The organism is Salisediminibacterium beveridgei, from assembly GCF_001721685.1.
In the GTDB taxonomy this organism is placed as follows: domain Bacteria; phylum Bacillota; class Bacilli; order Bacillales; family Salisediminibacteriaceae; genus Salisediminibacterium; species Salisediminibacterium beveridgei.
In genome coordinates, this window is sequence record NZ_CP012502.1 from 781604 (window position 1) to 800555 (window position 18952).

At 47.4% G+C, this 18952-nt stretch carries 15 protein-coding genes and 1 riboswitch; of the genes, 11 read left to right on the forward strand and 4 right to left on the reverse strand.

From position 1 onward, the window contains the following. Window positions 1-90 precede the first annotated feature (90 nt). The 3 genes from BBEV_RS03510 to BBEV_RS03520 all read left to right on the forward strand — a co-directional run bounded on the left by BBEV_RS03510 (window position 91) and on the right by BBEV_RS03520 (window position 3549). Window positions 91-2358, forward strand: a complete 2268-nt coding sequence (locus tag BBEV_RS03510; protein ID WP_069364198.1) for a glycoside hydrolase family 65 protein — start codon at window positions 91-93, stop codon at window positions 2356-2358. 231 nt (window positions 2359-2589) lie between these two features. Continuing rightward, entirely contained in the window at window positions 2590-3078 is a 489-nt protein-coding gene (locus BBEV_RS03515) for a DsrE/DsrF/DrsH-like family protein (RefSeq protein ID WP_069364199.1), read from the forward strand. Window positions 3079-3288: 210 nt separating this feature from the next. Beyond that, entirely contained in the window at window positions 3289-3549 is a 261-nt protein-coding gene (locus BBEV_RS03520) for a metal-sensitive transcriptional regulator (RefSeq protein WP_069364200.1), read from the forward strand. 245 nt (window positions 3550-3794) lie between these two features. Here the strand turns inward: BBEV_RS03520 and BBEV_RS03525 are convergent, their stop codons facing one another. The 3 genes from BBEV_RS03525 to BBEV_RS03535 all read right to left on the reverse strand — a co-directional run bounded on the left by BBEV_RS03525 (window position 3795) and on the right by BBEV_RS03535 (window position 7302). After that, complete coding sequence (locus BBEV_RS03525) at window positions 3795-5357, reverse strand: BCCT family transporter (protein ID WP_069364201.1); 1563 nt, start codon at window positions 5355-5357, stop codon at window positions 3795-3797. 162 nt (window positions 5358-5519) lie between these two features. Beyond that, complete coding sequence (locus BBEV_RS03530) at window positions 5520-6314, reverse strand: HAD family hydrolase (RefSeq protein ID WP_069364202.1); 795 nt, start codon at window positions 6312-6314, stop codon at window positions 5520-5522. 91 nt (window positions 6315-6405) lie between these two features. Beyond that, window positions 6406-7302: a YitT family protein gene (locus BBEV_RS03535; RefSeq protein WP_069364203.1), complete on the reverse strand. Its 897-nt coding sequence runs from the start codon at window positions 7300-7302 to the stop codon at window positions 6406-6408. Window positions 7303-7540: 238 nt separating this feature from the next. Then, window positions 7541-7663, forward strand: a riboswitch (SAM riboswitch). Window positions 7664-7752: 89 nt separating this feature from the next. On the opposite strand from BBEV_RS03535, the gene BBEV_RS03540 reads away from it, so the two are divergent. Next, window positions 7753-9315 carry an O-acetylhomoserine aminocarboxypropyltransferase/cysteine synthase family protein gene (locus tag BBEV_RS03540; RefSeq protein ID WP_232318257.1) on the forward strand — a complete coding sequence of 521 codons (1563 nt, stop codon included), beginning with the start codon at window positions 7753-7755 and terminating at the stop codon, window positions 9313-9315. Between the two features lie 76 nt (window positions 9316-9391). Continuing rightward, complete coding sequence (locus BBEV_RS03545; protein WP_069364204.1) at window positions 9392-10024, forward strand: hypothetical protein; 633 nt, start codon at window positions 9392-9394, stop codon at window positions 10022-10024. Between the two features lie 222 nt (window positions 10025-10246). Here the strand turns inward: BBEV_RS03545 and BBEV_RS03550 are convergent, their stop codons facing one another. Next, on the reverse strand, window positions 10247-11041 hold the full coding sequence (locus BBEV_RS03550) for a hypothetical protein (protein WP_069364205.1): 795 nt from the start codon (window positions 11039-11041) through the stop codon (window positions 10247-10249). Window positions 11042-11237: 196 nt separating this feature from the next. On the opposite strand from BBEV_RS03550, the gene BBEV_RS03555 reads away from it, so the two are divergent. From BBEV_RS03555 to BBEV_RS03585, 6 genes are all read left to right on the forward strand, one after another. Further along, window positions 11238-12926 carry a methyl-accepting chemotaxis protein gene (locus BBEV_RS03555; protein ID WP_069364206.1) on the forward strand — a complete coding sequence of 563 codons (1689 nt, stop codon included), beginning with the start codon at window positions 11238-11240 and terminating at the stop codon, window positions 12924-12926. An 80-nt stretch (window positions 12927-13006) separates the two neighbouring features. Next, the gene (locus BBEV_RS03560) at window positions 13007-13444 is read left to right on the forward strand and encodes a universal stress protein (RefSeq protein ID WP_069364207.1); all 438 of its coding nucleotides are present in this window, start codon (window positions 13007-13009) and stop codon (window positions 13442-13444) included. A gap of 191 nt (window positions 13445-13635) precedes the next feature. Next, window positions 13636-14379 carry a formate dehydrogenase accessory sulfurtransferase FdhD gene (gene fdhD, locus BBEV_RS03565; RefSeq protein WP_157100913.1) on the forward strand — a complete coding sequence of 248 codons (744 nt, stop codon included), beginning with the start codon at window positions 13636-13638 and terminating at the stop codon, window positions 14377-14379. 57 nt (window positions 14380-14436) lie between these two features. Then, window positions 14437-17424 (forward strand): formate dehydrogenase-N subunit alpha, encoded by a 2988-nt coding sequence (gene fdnG, locus BBEV_RS03575; RefSeq protein ID WP_084007201.1) that lies wholly within the window; start codon window positions 14437-14439, stop codon window positions 17422-17424. Then, on the forward strand, window positions 17421-18251 hold the full coding sequence (locus BBEV_RS03580) for a 4Fe-4S dicluster domain-containing protein (RefSeq protein ID WP_069364210.1): 831 nt from the start codon (window positions 17421-17423) through the stop codon (window positions 18249-18251). The genes fdnG and BBEV_RS03580 overlap by 4 nt, the downstream gene beginning before the upstream one ends. Then, window positions 18235-18930, forward strand: a complete 696-nt coding sequence (locus BBEV_RS03585; RefSeq protein WP_084007202.1) for a formate dehydrogenase subunit gamma — start codon at window positions 18235-18237, stop codon at window positions 18928-18930. The genes BBEV_RS03580 and BBEV_RS03585 overlap by 17 nt, the downstream gene beginning before the upstream one ends. Window positions 18931-18952 lie beyond the last annotated feature (22 nt).

The window sequence follows — 18952 nt, forward strand, 5'->3', positions numbered from 1 at the left end:
ACTTTTGATAGACTGGATGTATGAAATCCTTTTCATACATCCAGTCTTTTCAGGCTGTGATCATGTAGAGAAGTCAAGGAGGCGTAAAAAATGAGTTGGAAAATCACATCAAATGCACAGGATCAGAGCCAGCTGCTCGTGGATGAAAGCCTGTTTTCACAGGGGAACGGTTATCTTGGCGTGAGAGGTAACTTCGAAGAAGGGTACGCGAAAGACATGAAGTCGATCCGTGGAACGTATATCAATGCGTTTCATGACATTGTTCCGATTGAATACGGCGAGAAACTCTTCGGTTTTCCGGATACACAGCAAAAGCTCGTCAACGTGATGGACACCCAGTCCATACAAGTGTCGTTGGACGGCGAGGTATTCTCATTATTCACCGGGGACGTACTGGATTACAAGAGGCTCTTACATATGGATAAAGGGTATGCAGAGCGGACTGTTCACTGGAGAAGTCCTGGGGGGAAGGAAGCTGAAATCACGTTCAACAGGTTGATTTCTTTTGTCCATAAGGAACTGTTTGTGCAATGGATTGAGATCAAACCCTTATCGGAAATCGAAGAAATACACGTGGAGAGTAGTATTAATGGCGGCGTTACAAATTATGTGGACGCCGATGACCCGCGGGTTGCCTCGGGTCATGCCAAGCGGCTGCATGTAACGGATGTGTTTACGGAAGGTGACGTATCGGGTGTTGTTGATGAAACCGAGGTATCTCAACTGCAAGCGGCAGCAGCAGTTACCCTGAGAGCTGCGGGATCAGTAATAGATCGCGGCTCATCGAGCGATGCGGAATCCGTTCGCGAAACGCTGCGCTTTTCAGGGGATCAGCCGATAATGGTGGAGAAATGGACCGTCTTCACAGACACATACCGTCACGGAGACGAGGTAAAACATGAAGCAATAACACGCCTCAAAGGTTTGAGTGAGACGTCTATTGAACACATTCTTACCGGACAACAGTCATATTTGGATGAGTTCTGGAAGACGGCGGATATTCAAATTTCCGGAGATGATCTGCTGCAAGAAGGTATCCGGTTCAATCTGTATCAGCTGCTTCAATCTGTCGGAAAGGACCCCAAGAGCAATATCGCTGCCAAAGGCTTGTCCGGTGAAGGATATGAAGGACATTATTTTTGGGACACCGAAATTTATATGTATCCACCGTTTCTCATGACCGATCCTGCGATCGCGAAGAATCTTCTCCTGCATCGTTTCTCTCTGTTGGACGCAGCCAAAGACCGTGCCAAAGAAATGGGTCATCGCCAGGGAGCGCTGTTTCCTTGGCGGACGATTACAGGGGGCGAATGTTCCGCGTTTTTCCCGGCAGGCTCAGCCCAGTATCACATCAGTGCTGACATTGCGTACAGCTTTATTCACTATTACCTGACGACAGGTGACCGCTCATTTATGATTTCTCATGGTGCAGAATTGCTCGTCGAAACAGCGCGCCTGTGGATTGACGCCGGGCATATGAAAGATGATCAGTTCAGAATCGATGATGTAACGGGTCCGGATGAATACACGTGTATAGTGAACAATAATTACTACACAAACTCCATGGCAAAATACAATCTCGAATGGGCTGTGAAGGCGATGGCGATTGTGAAAGAAGACGATCCATCAAGCTATGAGTCTCTCGTTAGAAAACTGGGTCTTGAAGGTCAGGAACTCGATCAGTTTCAAGCGGCTGCCATGAAGATGTACTATCCTTACGATGACACTCTGGGAATCCAGGCGCAGGATGACACGTTTTTGAATAAACAGGTCTGGGATCTTGAAAAGACACCGAAAGAAGAATTCCCGCTGCTTTTACATTATCATCCACTGACATTGTACCGGTATCAGGTGTGTAAGCAGGCAGACACCGTCCTCAGTTATTTTCTTCTTGAGGATGAGGCGGATGAAGAGACGATCCGGAGATCCTATGACTATTATGAAAAAGTGACCACGCACGATTCTTCTTTATCGTACTGTGTGTTCAGCATTATGGCCGCAAAGCTTGGCTATGAAAATAAGGCATATCATTATTTTATCGAAACAGCGCGACTGGATCTTGATAATACGCACAAAAATACGAAAGATGGGCTGCACATGGCCAATATGGGCGGTACCTGGCTGGCACTGGTCAGCGGTTTTGGCGGTATGCGTGTAAAAGAAACCGGTTTGCATTTTGCGCCCCGGCTGCCAAAAGAGTGGGATGAATTGCGGTTTCATATCCGTTACCACGATCGGCTGATTGCCATCGACATGACAACCAACCAGACAGAGTATACGTTGCTTGAAGGGGAACCGCTTCACTTTTTTCACCATGGAGAAGAGCTTGAGTTAGTCAGCACTGCAATTAAACATTAAGCTAGAAGGCCGTTACTCGTTCAGTGACGGTCTATTTTTTTATGTTTCAGAGCAAAGGCTGAGATTGCTGAAGGAATGAAGTATAAGTGCAACGAAGGCCCTCACCATTGTCAGCCGAAAACGGAGGTTTTCAGTTGAACATTCACCCTTGACAAAATACCGTGCGAGGTATACACTATGCCTATAGTGATTAATACCAATAAGGGTATAAATGTTGAAGGAGGAATAATCATGGCGGAAGAATCAAAAAATAATGCAACAATGGTCGTATTTGACGGGGATCTCGACAAAGCGATCGCAAGCTTTATCATTGCGACAGGTGCTGCTGCAATGGGGAAAAATGTAACGATGTTTTTTACATTCTGGGGACTCAATGTCCTGCGTAAAGAAGAAAATATCGAGGTGAAGGACAAGAACTTCCTCGAAGGCATGTTCGCAAAACTCATGCCACGCGGTCCCGGTAAACTGAAGCTGTCAAAAATGAACTACGGTGGTGTCGGTTCTCACCTGATGAAAAAAATGATGAAAGAACACAACGTCAGTACATTGCCTGAATTGATGGAACTTGCTCAGGATCTCGATGTCAAACTGGTTGCGTGTACAATGACGATGGATGTCATGGGACTTCGTAAAGAAGAACTGATCGACGGACTGGAATATGCAGGTGTTGCTTCTTACCTTTCTGAAGCAGAAGATGCGAATGTAAATCTGTTTATCTGATCGTGACGAAATTATGAAATTTTTGTGAAGTCTGCGCCGGCATTTTAAAAGCCGGCGCAGCTTGTGGTTGTATACCCCTTTGGGTTTATGTATAATGGAGGTAACGGTTGGCATGATGTTTAAACTGTAGTAAAATGATATGGATTGAGGGAAATGCTCTTTCGTCGGCTGTCACTGACTTTGAAATTATACAGAACAGGGGTGTTATCAATGGATTATTCACCGGAAGTAAAGAACCGCATGAAGCGCCTTGAAGGACAGGTAAGAGGTGTGCTTCGGATGATGGATGAAGAGAAAGACTGCAAGGAAATCATCACGCAGATGTCTGCGATTCGCTCAGCGCTGGATCGGGCAACGGCATTTGTTGTTGCGAAAAACCTGGAAACCTGCATTCGTGATGAAGCAAATTCTGGTCAAAAGCGAGAAGACGTGATCGAAGAAGCTGTTCAGCTGCTCGTCAAGAGCCGCTGATTCGGATACTGAATAGCCAGGCAATAAACAAAGGACGTTCCATAGCGGAGCGTCCTTTGTTTATACTTCGCAGGGATGTTTACGCTAACTGAAGGAAAGAAGCATAGGTGCAACGAAGGCTCTTGCTATGGGATTGTCGCAAAGCCCAGTTTTCTGAGGACGCTTATCAAGCTTTGTTGAACGGTTTCCCTGCAGGTACAATAACGGCCACACGCGATCGCGTGTGGCCGTTCTCTGTGAAATCATCAGCTGACTTGTTTTTCCTGGTTTGATTCAGTTGTTTCTTCTTTAGAAGCATGCTCTTGATCCTGAGCCATCTGGCGTGCCACTCTTGGTGCAGTCCAGATCAGCGGAAGGAGAATCAGGGAAACAGGTACGGCGGTCACAACGATGAACGATTGCAATGCGTCGATACTCCCTTCCCCGATATAAAGAAGTGAGATGGCGGTCGTACCCATGACAACAGCCCAGAACACGCGTATCATGCTCGTTGGTGAACTGCTGCCGGTGATCGCCATTGAAATCGTGTAGGACATGGAATCACTGGTGGTTGCAACAAAGATGATGGTCACAAACAAAAAGGCGAAAGCCATCAGCGTGCCAAAAGGAAGTTGCGTGACGATGGCGATCATGCTTGCGGGCATGCCGCCGGTATTCAAGGCTTCTGAAACCGAGCCGGGATTCTGCAGTTCGAAAAAGATGCCGGAGCCTCCGACGACAGAAAACCAGAAATTCGTCACCAGTGGAGCAATGATGGCGACAGCAGTTACCAGTTCCCGGATCGTTCTTCCGCGGGAGATTCGGCTGATGAAGATGGCCATCATCGGACCATAGCCGATAAACCAGCCCCAAAAGAAAACCGTCCAGAACGATAACCATCCGGCATCCCCTCTGTATAAGCTGGTGGAAGTAAAATCAGACAGGTACGTGCCGTATGCACCGACAAAATTATTCATAATGAAAGCGCCTGGTCCAAGCAGCATCACGGCGACAATCAGTACGAAGGTGAAGATGACGTTGAAGCGGCTCAGAAATTGAATGCCGCGGTGGACACCAGTCACGGCTGAAATCGACGCGATGGTAATCAGTCCGATGATGATCAACGCCTGTGTCGCAAAGGTGTTTGGAATACCAAACAGGGCATCGAATCCATAGGCAGCCTGCAGACCGAGAAAACCGATCGGACCGATGGTACCTGCAGCAACGGCAACGATGGAGAAGGCATCAGCCATCGTACCGAGTGGGCTGTCCTTCATTATTTTTTCACCGAATACCGGGTATAACAGTGAGCGTGGCTTCATCGGCATCCCTTTATGATAGTGTGCGTACATCATTACGATGGCACCGAGCGTACCGAGAATGGCCCATGCGAGGAAACCCCAGTGCATAAAGGATTGGGACAGTGCAGGAATAACAGCACTCTCTGTTCCTGCTTCAACACCGGTGTTCATTGGCGGTGTTGTCATAAAGTGATACATCGGCTCCGCCGCAGCCCAGAATACCCCGCCGCCTGCGAGTAATGTACACATAATGATCGAGAGCCATTTAAAATAGCTCATTTCCGGTTTGGCCAGGTTACCGAGCTGAACTTTCCCATATTTGGATACGGCGATGCCGATGGCAACAACGAAAGTAGCCAGCATTAACACCTGCCAGAAGAGGCCGAAATAGTTGGCCGCGAAGTCAAACGACAGATTGACCGCGTTGTTTGTCCAACCGGACGACAGAATTGAAGCGATGACGAACAAAACAAGAACACCACCGCTGATAGCCAGAACAGGCCAGTCGATTTTTGATTTTATATTCATGATGATTCCTCCAGATTTACGAATTTGATTGATTACGCAAGTGACGATTCTAGCACAACTGAACCATACGTGTAAATCAACTTCAAAAAATAGATTGAAGTAAGCGCTTGATCCGTAAAAAATAGAAAAAAGGCACCGTTTTGATGGCGATGCCTTCAGGAATCATTCAGATGATTGGATTTCATTAAGGAGGGTCATCAATTCTTCAAGCGCTTCTATTTCATGCGTTGGCGACTCGTTTTCAGCCTTTTTTTCATGCCGGTTTAACCACACAGAAGGAATTCCGGCTTGATTGGCTCCCTGAATGTCCGTTTTCAGGTTGTCTCCCACCATGAGAACATCTGTTGGACTGTGACCGGTGAGCTGTAAGGCATGCTCAAAAATCGACGGATCAGGTTTTCCAATTCCGAATTCGCCCGAGATGACGATGTGGTCAAAGTAGGGAACGAGTTCAGGCGTCAGGCGGAGCTTAATATTCTGAAGCTGCGGAGAGCCGTTTGTCAGCATCAAAAGGTCGTACTGTCCTTTGAGCTGATCGAGCAGTGGCAGGGCATCGTCAAAAAGAAAAGGGGCGTCCAGACGTTCCGTTCTGAATTTGGTGGCAAGCTGACGTCCTGTCTGACTGTCCACGACCCCGCAGTGCTGAAGCGCTTCTGTCCAGCTCGTCTGCTGGTAATGGACGATGACGTCTTTCAGGGCTTGGAAACCTTCGCCGCGATCATCGAATTCTCCCCATAACCCCTCGAAAGGGTTGATGCCGATTTTTTTGGTGAACTCATATGTATCATAGCGGGAATAGACTTCCGGTGCTTTCAGCCGGATCGCGTCATAAAGCTTGTCCGCTTCAATACCGGTTTTGTCTTCTCCAAAGCGGCAGGTTTTTCTGAGGGCTGTTTCCACGCTTTTGGCATCGTTTAACAGTGTATCATCCAAATCAAAAAAGATTGCTTTTACCATGGGGATCTCCTCCAAATTCGATTTACGGTATATGATTGTTCAGTGTAAACAAAAAAGCAGCTCCTGTAAATCAGGAACTGCTGGTTACATATCAGGATGTCGGTTTCAGCGGCTGATAGTTTTTGTCAAAGGTAAATCCTTCCCCGGAAACTTCCTTGACATCATTAATGGAGAAAAACGCGTAGGGATCGACTTCCTGGATCAGGTTTTTTAATTGAATCAGTTCATGGCGGTTAACGACAACATAGAGAATCTGACGTTCACTGTCCGTGAAACTTCCTTTCCCTGTGATGGCGGTTGATCCACGGCCCATGCGTTTAATAATTTCCCGGGAAATGGCCTCGGTCCGGCTGGAAATAATCATCGTCGACTTGGCAGCGCTTGCCCCCTCAATGATGAAATCAATCACCCTGCTTGCAACAAACACGGTGACCAGGGTATACATGGCCTGGGTCAACGTCAGATGAATCATGGAGAGGGTAATGACGGCCGCATCAAAACTGAACATAAACTTTCCGATACTCATGCCGAAATACTTTTCTGCAAGACGTGCCAGAATATCGACCCCGCCGGTTGTTCCCCCTGCCCGGAAGATCATACCGAGCCCCGTACCGGCGAAGACACCTGCAAACAAGGAGACGAGGATCATGTCGTCTTGTAAAGGGATTTCTGTAACCGGGTAGAGTTCAAATAATCGCAGTGAAACGGATAATGACAGGGTGCCGAATACGCTGTAAACCAGCATGGCTTTGCCAAACAGCTTATAGCCGATGAGAAAAAGCGGAATATTCAGCGCCAGGTTTGAAAGAGATGGTTCAATGGCAAACAGATAATATAAAAACAGGGTGATCCCTGTGAAGCCGCCGTGGGCGAGACCGTTCTGTATATTAAAATGAATGATGCCGAAACCGAAAATGAGCGTACCGATAATAATAATGATAAATGGCTTAAGTGTAAGCCCTGAAAAGAATTGCTGAATCCACTTCATATTTGGATCCCTCCTGTTTAGTTACTATCAAATCCAAAGGAGTATAACACAGCCTTGTACGGAACCCAACCTTAATTGAAGGAAAACAGGTGAAGTAACAATCTTCTGATAATCGTAACCGAATACATCAGATGGACCGGTGTTTGAGTTGACGGGCCACCTTGAAAAGTGATAATATTCAAATAATTATCAGTCAATGGCTGATGATTCAGACAACCTCACCCTTGATGAATGATGACTCTTATCAAGAGCGGCTTAGGGACTGGCCCGATGAAGCCCGGCAACCAGCAGGATTGGAACGTTTTTGATCCTGCAAGGTGCCAATTCCAGCAGGATGCGAGTATGTCCTGGCAGATGAGAGCGCCTTTTTTATTAAAAAAGCCGCGCACTCTGTCTGTATGTAAGACAGGGTTTTACTATGTGTTTGATCAGAATAAAGGAGGAATAACAGTGGTAAAAGAAGTGAATGAATGGAAGAAGAGTACGCAGTTGTTGCATGCAGGACAGGATCCGGACCCGACGACAGGATCGCGGGCAGTTCCGATCTATCAAACCACGTCGTACGTGTTTGACGATGCAGAACATGCGGAGCGTTTGTTTTCCCTGGCGGAACCCGGGAATATTTACAGCCGGATTATGAATCCGACGGTGGATGCGTTTGAAAAGCGCATGGCCATTTTGGAAGATGGTGTCGGTGCATTGGCAACGTCTTCCGGGATGTCAGCGATTACGCTGTCTATTTTGAACCTGGCAGAAGCAGGCGATGAAATTGTTTCTGCGTCGAACCTGTATGGCGGTACGTTCAACTTGTTTAAAAATACCTTGCCGAAATACGGCATCAAGGTCCATTTCACTGATTCCACCGATCCGGAAGCGGTGCGAAAAGCCATCACGCCGAAAACGAAAGCTGTTTTTGCAGAAACGATCGGCAATCCAAGTTTGAATGTGCTTGATTTTGAAGCCATTGCAGATGTTGCGCATGAAGCGGATATTCCGTTGATTATCGACAGCACATTCGGATCACCTGCAGTGTGCCGGCCGCTGCAGCACGGTGCGGATATCGTTGTCCATTCGGCAACGAAGTGGATTGGCGGTCATGGAACGACCATCGGCGGTGTGGTAGTCGACGGAGGCCGTTTCGAGTGGAAGGAAGAGAAGTTTCCGATGTTCCATGAACCTGATCCGGGTTATGGAGGTCTTCAATATAAAGACCTTGGGGAGCTTGCCTTCATTTTGAAAATGCGTGTTCAATTAATGAGGGATATCGGCGCAGCTATGAGTCCATTCAATGCTTTCTTATTGATACAGGGACTTGAGACGTTGAATCTTCGTATGCAGCGTCACCAGGATAATGCCTTCGATTTGGCAAAACGTCTGGAGCAACATCCTCACGTGGAATGGGTCAGCTATCCGGGGCTCGCTGAACACCCGGCACATGATCTGGCTGAAAAATATTTGACAGGCGGCTACGGAGCTGTTGTGAATTTCGGTATCAAAGGTGGTCTCGATGCCGGCCGGGAACTGATCCGGCACATTGACCTCTGGAGTCATGTCGCGAATGTCGGGGATGCGAAAAGTCTGATCATTCATCCTGCAAGTACAACACATCTCCAACTGTCTGATGAGGATATGGCGACAACCGGTGTCACGAAGGATCTCGTGAGACTGTCCGTTGGACTTGAAGATATAGACGATCTGTATGAGGCTTTGGATGATGCACTGAGAAAAGCATCGGGTGGCGGCAGCCTTCACGATCAGAAGGGTGACCTGTATGAAAAAATGATGTCGTCAGCTGTTTTGCACAGTGCTGAAGGTTCGAGACGAAAAGTCATTTTGAATTTATCGGACGATCAAGAAGTAGCACCGTTCCGTCGCTTGGGGTACCGTATTTTAACAGAACAAGAACTCGGTGAAGAGAGTGTTATGGACTACGTGACGGCTCCTTCCGGTCAGGAAGTACCACAAACGATCCTCAATACGTATGAACCGAAAGGGATTTTGTATACGAATTAATCATTTATCAGGAAATCTTTTCATTCCCCGTTTTCTCATCTTTCGTTATAATAGGTGAAGAAAGCGGGGTTTTTTTATGTTCAGAAAAATGATCGCGAGTTTCATCATCATGACGATTTTCGCGACGGCGACGTTGTTTTATCTCATCGCCAGTGCAGATGGGGATAATCGGACTGATATGACTGATGTGGATTTTTCCTTTGAGGATGAGGGGTACTATTTTTATATGACAGATGGAGAGATCGCCTCTGCCATTCAAGAAGCGAGGGAGAGTATCAGACTGACGGATCCCTTTCAGTTAACAACGAATAACACGGAAACCGTTTTGGAGGAAATTTCTTTTGTCTATGTTGAACCTCCGGAACTGACAGTGAAGCTTGAAGCAAGACGAATCCTCGATCATTTTGGACGGACCCCTTCTGTACCGGAAATTAAAGACGAACTATCCGATCGCTATCTGCCTGTGAATGCGCGCTTTTATGATCATTATGCCTACGTATTTGATGTAACTGTAAGCCAGGGTATCGGAGACGAAGCCGAGGAAGTCGACACCTATGAGGCAAACAAATCTTCAGGATCACTGAAATCTGTTCTGATGGATATGGGCCAGGTAGATACAAACCGCCCTCTGCACATCCGCTTTGAAGATACGTCCGATCCATCGGTTTATGTGACGTATTCATTGGATTTTGACGATTATCGTCAGTAATTACTTTTGAAAATTTGTCACTCCGCCGTATCATTTCGTTTTGAGCGAAGAAATACATTCCTGAAAGAGAGTAAAGAAAACTTGGCTTTTCGCCAAGCTTTAATGGCGAAAGCCTTCGTTGTGCCTATACGTCAATCCTTTGGCGAACGTAAACATTCTTAATGAAATACAAGAAAAACGCAGCGTCTCCTTCAGCAGAGACGCTGCGTTTTTTCTGTCAGGTCAGTTATCGACGAGATCCGGGTACTGTTGAGCCATCCGTTCAAACACCATTTGTTCCACTTCAAGAAGAGCTTCTGATGTGTTCTCTTCATCCGTGGCCCCGTCGCTATGTCTGGAAATGGCTTCTTCTTTCATTTGAGTCCACAGATACGGTTGCAGATAGTGAATATCCTGCTGGCGGCGTTTGGCTTCTGTGTCATAGTTTGATTCAAGTACATCGAAGAGGATGCGTTGAGAAGGATCGTGGTCTTCTTCGGTAATTTCCCGTTCCTGTTCCGCCTCGATGAATGAGTGATACGCGTCAGGATCGAATTGAACATCGTATTCGGCTTGAGCCATATTAAACCAGACATAAAGCTCTCTGGCTGTCCATTCTGCGTCATTCACGGCGTCAGGATCCCCACCTTCTTCAAGGGATGCAAGATAACTGTAGTAGAGTTCACTTTGTTCAAGGAGGCTCTCTTCTGACGGAGAGTCAGAAATGTGGCTGAGTTCCATGGACGAAAGCAGGCCTTCCGCAGCAGCAATCAATGCTTCTTCATCAGCAGCCTGCCCGTCTGCTCCGAACCCTTCGTCATCGGACGTAATATTTAAATTGCCATTTTGTTGCTGATTTTGGGAACCGTTATCATTTGCGGGTGCGCTATTATCTTCTTCACCAGTGCCATTGACTGCTGAGTCACTGCCCATTCCAGGCTCAGATGCAGAGTTATCCTCAAGCGTCAGCGCGACTGCTGATAATCCAATTAACAGCACGACACCGATGCTCAGAATGATCCATTTATTGCGGTTCATTGACGTCACTCCCAAGGGTCAGATAGGTGTTCTCTGTTATTATAGCATGATGTTGCCTTGTCGGACAGAAGAGGAATACTGCGGAAAAATGAATCGAAAGCGGAAAATAGGTCTGACAACCTGCCGCTATCATGATAAGATAGTAGCAGTCTATTAGAAATGCAATATTGTAAATCACTGCAGAAGGGGTTGGACCATGATTCAGTATTTGAAAGATGCCAGTTTACGCCAGAAAATCCTCGGGACGTTCGGGGTGATTGTGATTCTTCTGATTATCAGTTCAGTTACGACCTACGTGCAAATGGCGCAAGTCGGAGAAGAGATGGAAGAATACGGGGAAGCAAATCAGAGAGCAGTGGCTTCAACGGATGTTGCCGCATTGGTCCGTGCCAGTTACATATTGAAAGCAGACGAACTTCGAACCGGTGAACCGATGGATCAAGCGCAGTTTGAACACTGGACCAGTCGTCTGGACGAACATCTGAGTACGCTTGAATCCGGACTTGATCATGAGGACGAATTAGCTTTATTAAGTTCTGTTGAAAATAATCTCGAACAATTTTATGCTCAAATTGAACGCATCCCGGAAGCGGTTGGACCGATTCAAAATTCGCGCATGGATGAATTGGCCGAACTCCGTTCCACGGTGGTGGATGATTCTTTAGCATTGACTGAAGTCATTCAGAGTCATGCAGAAGAGGCGGAAGAGCAAGCAGCAGCGATGATCGATGAGAATTCTTTCATCTTTTCTGTGTTATTTATTGTGAACCTGATTTTGGGCTTGATTTTCTTCTACTTCCTGACACGTAACATGTCGCGATCTCTCGGTGAAGTCGTGGAACGTATGGATGCCATCAGTAAAGGGAATATCCATGTAGCGGAAGTAACGGTGACATCAAAAGATGAGATGGGACAGATGGGGTCTGCGGTAAACCGGATGCTTGCCAGTCTCAAAGAGATGGTGGGACAGATCGCCCAGTCATCCGATCAGGTGGCTGCGAGTTCTGAAGAACTGCTTGCATCGGCAAGTGAGACAAGCCGGGCAACCGAAGAAATCAGTGAATCCATTCAGGGAGTTGCAAGTGGTGCCGAACAGCAGCTGACGAAAGCATCGGAAAATACGCATGTCGTGTCTTCCATGCGCACGAAAGTGGACGAAGCGACGTCGGCGATAGACGAGGTGGATCAGGTAACATCCGAAGCGAATGACAAAACGATACAGGGGAAGAAAACGTTACAGATGACGATTTCACAGATCCATGAAATACAAGGGGTCACTCGGGAAGTGGATGACTCTGTTCAACGGGTTTCTGATCGTTCTGATGAAATCGGAAATATCATTAAACTGATAAATGATGTCGCCGAACAGACGAATCTTCTGGCATTAAACGCAGCCATTGAGGCTGCAAGGGCAGGTGAGCATGGGAAAGGTTTTGCCGTCGTGGCTGATGAAGTCCGGAAGCTTGCTGAACAGACAGGGAAAGCAACCGGTGATATCCAGAACCTGATTGAGGAGATGCAGACAGAGGTCTCTCTTTCGGTTGAGCACACCCGTGCGGGAAAGAAGGCCGTGGAGTTGGGGACAGACTATGCCAATCAGGCCGGAGAAGCGTTTGATGCAGTAGATCAGGCTGTCGTAAAAGTGTCAGACAGAATGAGTCAGGTCACAGCCGTGATGCAGACGATTACCAGTGGCATTGGTGAGGTTGAGCAATCTGCAGCTGAAACGTCAGAACTGAGCCGGACATCTGCGAGCTACAGCGAAAATGTGGCGGCATCTGCTGAAGAGCAGACGGCATCGATGGAAGAAGTGCATGCCTCCGCTAATCAGCTCTCAGACATGGCTGAAGGTCTGCAAGACATCATTGCAAAATACCAGCGGTAACCGGAATAACCTTTTAAGGATCTGTCTCTTCGTTTATAATAGAGTCAGGATGACATTACGACAGAGGAGCGTGTCAATCGATGCTTGATACCAATTACAAACGTATTCTTACAGCATTTGACGGTTCAAAAAACGGGGTTAAAGCACTGAAGAAAGCAATTAATGTGGCAAAACGTAATGAGGCAAAGATCCTTGTCGCGTATGTGATTAATCTGAGCTCAGCTCAATTTACTGAAAGCAGACCTCAAAAGGTCCATGAAGAAGCAGAGGCTCACGGGAAGAAAATGAGAGAATTGATCGAATCCATCATGAGTGAAGCAGCGTTCAGGGATTTTGATATTCTGATTGAAAAAGGCAATCCGAAAACGAAAATCACGTATGATTATATTGATGAATACGACGTTGACCTGGTGATATGCGGTCACACAGGAATGGACAGCTACGACCAGATGGATATGGGCAGCACATCCGAGAACATTGTCCGTTATTCATCTGTGGATGTCATGGTTGTGAAATAAAAAGAATAACAGGTGAGAGACTGCAGCGATTTTTGCTGCAGTCTTTTCTATTTTGTATCAGGGGTGTATCAAATGTCACAGAATTCTTTTTCGGAATTCGGTAGACTGAAAACAAATGGAAATGTTAACGCTTTCTTTCCATGCAAATTTATAAAAAGAGTTGAAAATAAAGGGTGAAGGGAGGAAGGCTGATGAAGATGTATTGTCCAGAAGAATTCCCGGTGGCATTGTTTGTCAACGGGCAGGAAATGTCTGTATATCAACTGACCGATGCTGATCTTGAAGAGTGGTGTTACGGTCACCTGTTCAGTGAAGGGGTCATTGAATCGGCAGAGGATATCGAAGACATCCGGATTGTAGAAGGTAAAATCTCAGTGGAGCTGAGAGAGGACCTCGATGTTGCCAAATTGATGGGCAGAAAAAAAAGAATGACTGCCGGATGCGGTAATGGCGTAACATTCTTTTCAATGAATGATGTGCTGGGCTTTCCGAAAGTGGAAACAAACCACCGGATTTCATTGACGTATTTACTGAAGAAACGGCATGAATTTGCGAAGTCTTCGCCTATGTACAACGAAACGGGGGGGATGCATGGAGCCTGTTTTATCATGCAGGATGGCTCGTTGGTGATCAGAGAAGATATCGGCCGCCATAACGCAGTGGATAAAGTGATTGGTTATGGGCTCATAAACGGCGTTCAACCGGAAGAGGTCATTTTACTGACGACCGGTCGGGTATCCTATGAAATGCTTTCTAAATCAGCAAGATACGGAATCGGTGTAATCGGAAGCCGGACAGCGGCGACAAAGCAGGCTGTTCAGCTGGCAAATTTCCTTGGGGTAGAGGTAGTTGGTTACATGCGGGGCAGAATGTCTTTTGTTTACACAAAGCAGGACAAAGTATTTAATGATTTGGAAGCGGCTACATCGATTTAGCAAGGGGTTGCAGAATCGAAAAGTGAAATACTAAATGTAAGTTTAGGGGGAGTTATGATGCTTGAAGTATCAAGAAGGCAATTTTTAAAGCTGTCGGGGGCAACGGCAGCAACACTGGCAGTCGTTGAACTCGGGTTTGACCCGGACAAGGCACTGGCTGAATCACAGAGCCTGAAGACGGAATCGTCGGTGATTACACCGACAATCTGTCCCTATTGCTCAGTAGGGTGCGGCATTTTGGTTCATGTGAAAGATGATGATGTTGTCTACACCGAAGGCGATCCGGATCACCCGATCAACCGGGGTTCACTCTGCAGTAAAGGGACGTCGATCCGGCAGCTGTATACGTCTGACAGACGTGTGAAAGCACCGATGTACCGGGCACCAGGCAGCGACACATGGGAAGAAAAGGACTGGGATTGGACCCTGGACCGCATTGCGGAAAAGATTAAAGAAACCCGGGATGACACTTTTGAAGTAACCGCTGACGGCATACCGGTCTATCGCACGGAGGGAATTGCCAGTCTCGGAGGCGCCGCTTTGGAAAATGAAGAGTGTTACCTGATTCAGAAATTTATGCGCGGCCTTGGCGCCACCTTTATTGAACACCAGGCGAGGATATGACACTCCTCTACGGTTGCCGGTCTGGCACCAAGCTTTGGTCGTGGCGCAATGACAAATCACTGGAATGACATTCAGCACGCAAACGTCGTGATGGTCATCGGCGGAAACCCTGCAGAAAACCATCCGATCAGTATGAAATATGTTCAAAAAGCAAAAGACAACGGCGGTAAGCTCGTCGTGGTTGATCCGCGTTTCACCCGAACAGCTCAACTATCGGATGCGTATGCACCTCTTCGTTCCGGTACGGACATTCCGTTTATGGGTGGCCTGATCCATCACGCACTCAAAAACGGTTTGTACCATGAGGACTATGTCCGGCATTACACGAATGCAACATTCCTGATCCATGAGGATTTCAATTTTGAAGACGGATTATTCTCCGGTTATGACGAAGAGACAAGAAGTTATGATAAGTCTACATGGTCCTTCCAGAAGGATGAAGATGGCGAAATTATTCAGGATATGTCCATGCAGGATCCAAGATGCGTTTATCAGCTGATGAAGAAGCATTATGAGCGATACGATGCAGAAACCGTCGCAGCGATGACGGGCATGACCACCGAAGATTTTCTCAAGGTAGCAGACATTTTCTGCAGCACGGGAGCCGAAGACAAAACAGGAACGATCATGTATGCCATGGGAACAACCCAGCATACCGTCGGATCCCAAAATGTCCGCAGCTATGCGATCCTTCAGCTTCTGCTTGGGAACGTAGGACGCCCGGGCGGCGGTGTCAATGCCATGCGCGGGGAGTGTAATGTACAAGGTTCCACGGACTTCGCACTGCTGTTTCACCTGATGTCGGGCTATATTGGCGCCCCGACTCAGAACGACCGCCACGCCAGTCTCTCGGCCTATAACGAGAATGAAACACCGGCTTCAGGTTATTGGAGCAACAAACCGAAATTCCTGGCCAGTTTGTTAAAAGCCTATTACGGCGATAATGCAACACCGGAAAATGATTTCCTGTTTGACTATTTCCCGAAAGGGCGGAAGAACTATTCCCATATTTCCCTGTTTGAATCCATGCATGAAGAGGATATTAAAGGGATGATTACTTGGGGGCAAAACCCGATGGTCGGGGGACCAAACTCGAACTTCGAACGCAAAGCGATGACGAAGCTCGACTGGTTCGTCTCCATGGACCTCTGGGAAACCGAAACAGCTTCATTCTGGAAAGAATCCGCAGGCAGTGATCCTTCTGCCATCGATACGGAAGTCTTCATGTTGCCGGCTTGTGGCCCTTACGAGAAGGAAGGGTCGGTCTCCAACAGCGGACGTTGGATGCAGTACCGCTGGAAAGCCCTTGAACCGAAACACGATTCCCGATCTGATGCATGGCTTGCCAATCAGTTGGCACTGCGTGTGAAAGCACTGTATGAGAATGAATCATCAGAAGCGGCGAAGCCGATCCAGGCACTGGATTGGAATTTCGGAGGATCGGACTATCCGGATGTTGATCTGGTGTGCCGGGAAATCAATGGCTACGACCTTACCACGGGTCGAACGATTACTAACTTTACGCAATTGAAGGACGATGGAACGACATCGAGTGGAAACTGGATTTATTCCGGCTTCTATCCGGATGCAGGACCTGATGAAGATAAGAACCTCTCCAAGCGGCGTGATGATAACGATACCGGCATGGAGAATTACTTGAACTGGTCCTTCGCATGGCCTGTAAACCGCCGGATTTTGTATAACCGGGCAGGCGCAGATCCTCAGGGGCAACCATGGAGTCCTGACAAAGAGACGATCTGGTGGAACGGCAGTGAGTGGACAGGACATGATGTACCGGACTTTGGTGGAACCAATCCGCCTGACGGTCCAGGCGGAACGAATCCATTTATCATGATTTCCCATGGGAAAGGTGGAATTTTCACCAATGCCACTACAGATGGCCCGTTCCCTGAGCATTACGAGCCTTATGAGAGCCCGATTCCAAATGCATTCTCCAGTCAGGAACTGAATCCTGCGGTGCACATTTGGCCCGGTGACCATAACCGTCGCGGTAAATTTGCCGACTTCCCGATTGTGGCAACGACCTATCGCCTGACGGAACATTGGCAGTCCGGATCCATGACAAGACAGCTGGAATGGCCGTCTGAATTGATGCCTTATATGTTCGTTGAGATCAGTGAAGAATTGGCGAAAGAGAAAGGCATTCAGGAACGGGATAAAGTCATGGTCTCATCAGCACGTGGCGAAATAGAAGCCCTTGCGATGATTACGAAACGCTTCAAACCTTACACCATTCGCGGAGAAAAGATCCATCACCTGGGTATGCCATGGCACTATGGGTATGAAGGCATCTCCACAGGGTCGATTGCAAACCATCTGACAAGTCATATTGGTGACGCCAATACGATGATACCGGAGTATAAAGCGTTTCTCTGTGATGTAAGGAGGGTGGAAGCATGAGTTATGCCAAATTAGTTGATGTCACCCGTTGTGATGCGTGCCGAGCGTGTCAGGTCGCGTGCAAGAACTGGAATGATCTCCCGATGGATGTTTCGGAATATGGCGGATCCTATCAATCCCACGAAAAAGTAAACGGGAAAACCTGGAATGTTCTGCAAATGAAAGAATATGAGAACGGCAGCGGCTTCGAGTGGTTATTCCGCCACTCAGCCTGCTTCCACTGCGAAGATGCGGCGTGTGAAAAGGTTTGTCCAGAAGGGGCTATTTCCACCACAGACATGGGCAGCGTTGTCATCGATCAAGAAAAGTGTGTCGGCTGCAGCTACTGCGTGCAGAATTGCCCGTTTGACATTGTCGAATTGGCTGAGTACACCAACGGTGACGGTGAGACGGTTGAACGGGCACAGAAGTGTACGATGTGTGATGACCGGATTCATAACGGTCTTCAGCCAGCTTGCGCGGATATCTGTCATATGGATGCCATTGTATTCGGTACGAAAGAAGAGATGAAAGAACTGGCTCAGAAGCGACTCGCTCAAGTTCAGGACCGTTATCCGAACGCGCAGATCTATGATCCAGAAGGCGTTGGCGGAACCCACACGTTCTACTTGCTCGCAGAAGAGCCTGAGGCCTACGATCTGCCAAGAGATCCGAAAGTGCCGACTTCAGCCGTCGTTTGGAAAGATTATGCCCAGCCGATGGGAAAAGCGCTCTTAGGTGTTACGACAATGGCGGTCATGACCGGTTATGTGACGAATAAACTGTTCAATAAAGAAGGCCATGGATCTGAAGAAGAGGGGGGACATGACGATGTCGACAGAGATTAATACAACGCAAAAAGTCAAACGCTTCTCCAAAACATCACGTGTTGGTCACTGGGTGTTTGCACTGACGTTCTTTATGCTGTATTTCACCGCACTTCCTCTCTATTCGGATTTTTTCGGCTGGATGTATCCATTAATGGGCGGACCGGAAATGGCCCGGCTGTTGCATCGCATCTTTGCTGTCGTCTTTATTGCAGTACCGGTTTTGATGCTGATCTTTGATCCAAAGAGTATGCTGTTCTGGTTGAAATCAACGTTCACATGGAAGAAAGACGACCTGAAATTTTTGGGACAGTTCCCGAAGGAATTTTTCCTGGGTAAAGGCGGTGGTCCAAAACAGGGTTTCTATAACTCCGGGGAAAAACTGAATTCACTGCTCGTGATTTTGACAGCTGTATTTCTGATTCTGTCAGGGATCGTCATGTGGTTTCCGCAGTTTTTCTCATCAGGTGTCATTCAATGGGCGTTCCCGATTCATAACATTGCATTCGGACTATCTGTTGCTGTGATTGTCGGTCACATTTTCCTGAGTATCGGTCATCCGAATTCCAAAGCCTCTTTGGAAGGGATGACAAAGGGAACTGTAGATGTTGAGTATGCAAAAGCTCATCACGAAGTCTGGTATGATGAGCTTGTGGAAAAAGGAAAAATCAAAAAAGACAATCAGGACAAAGGTGCATAACGGATCGTCAAACAAAAAGTTC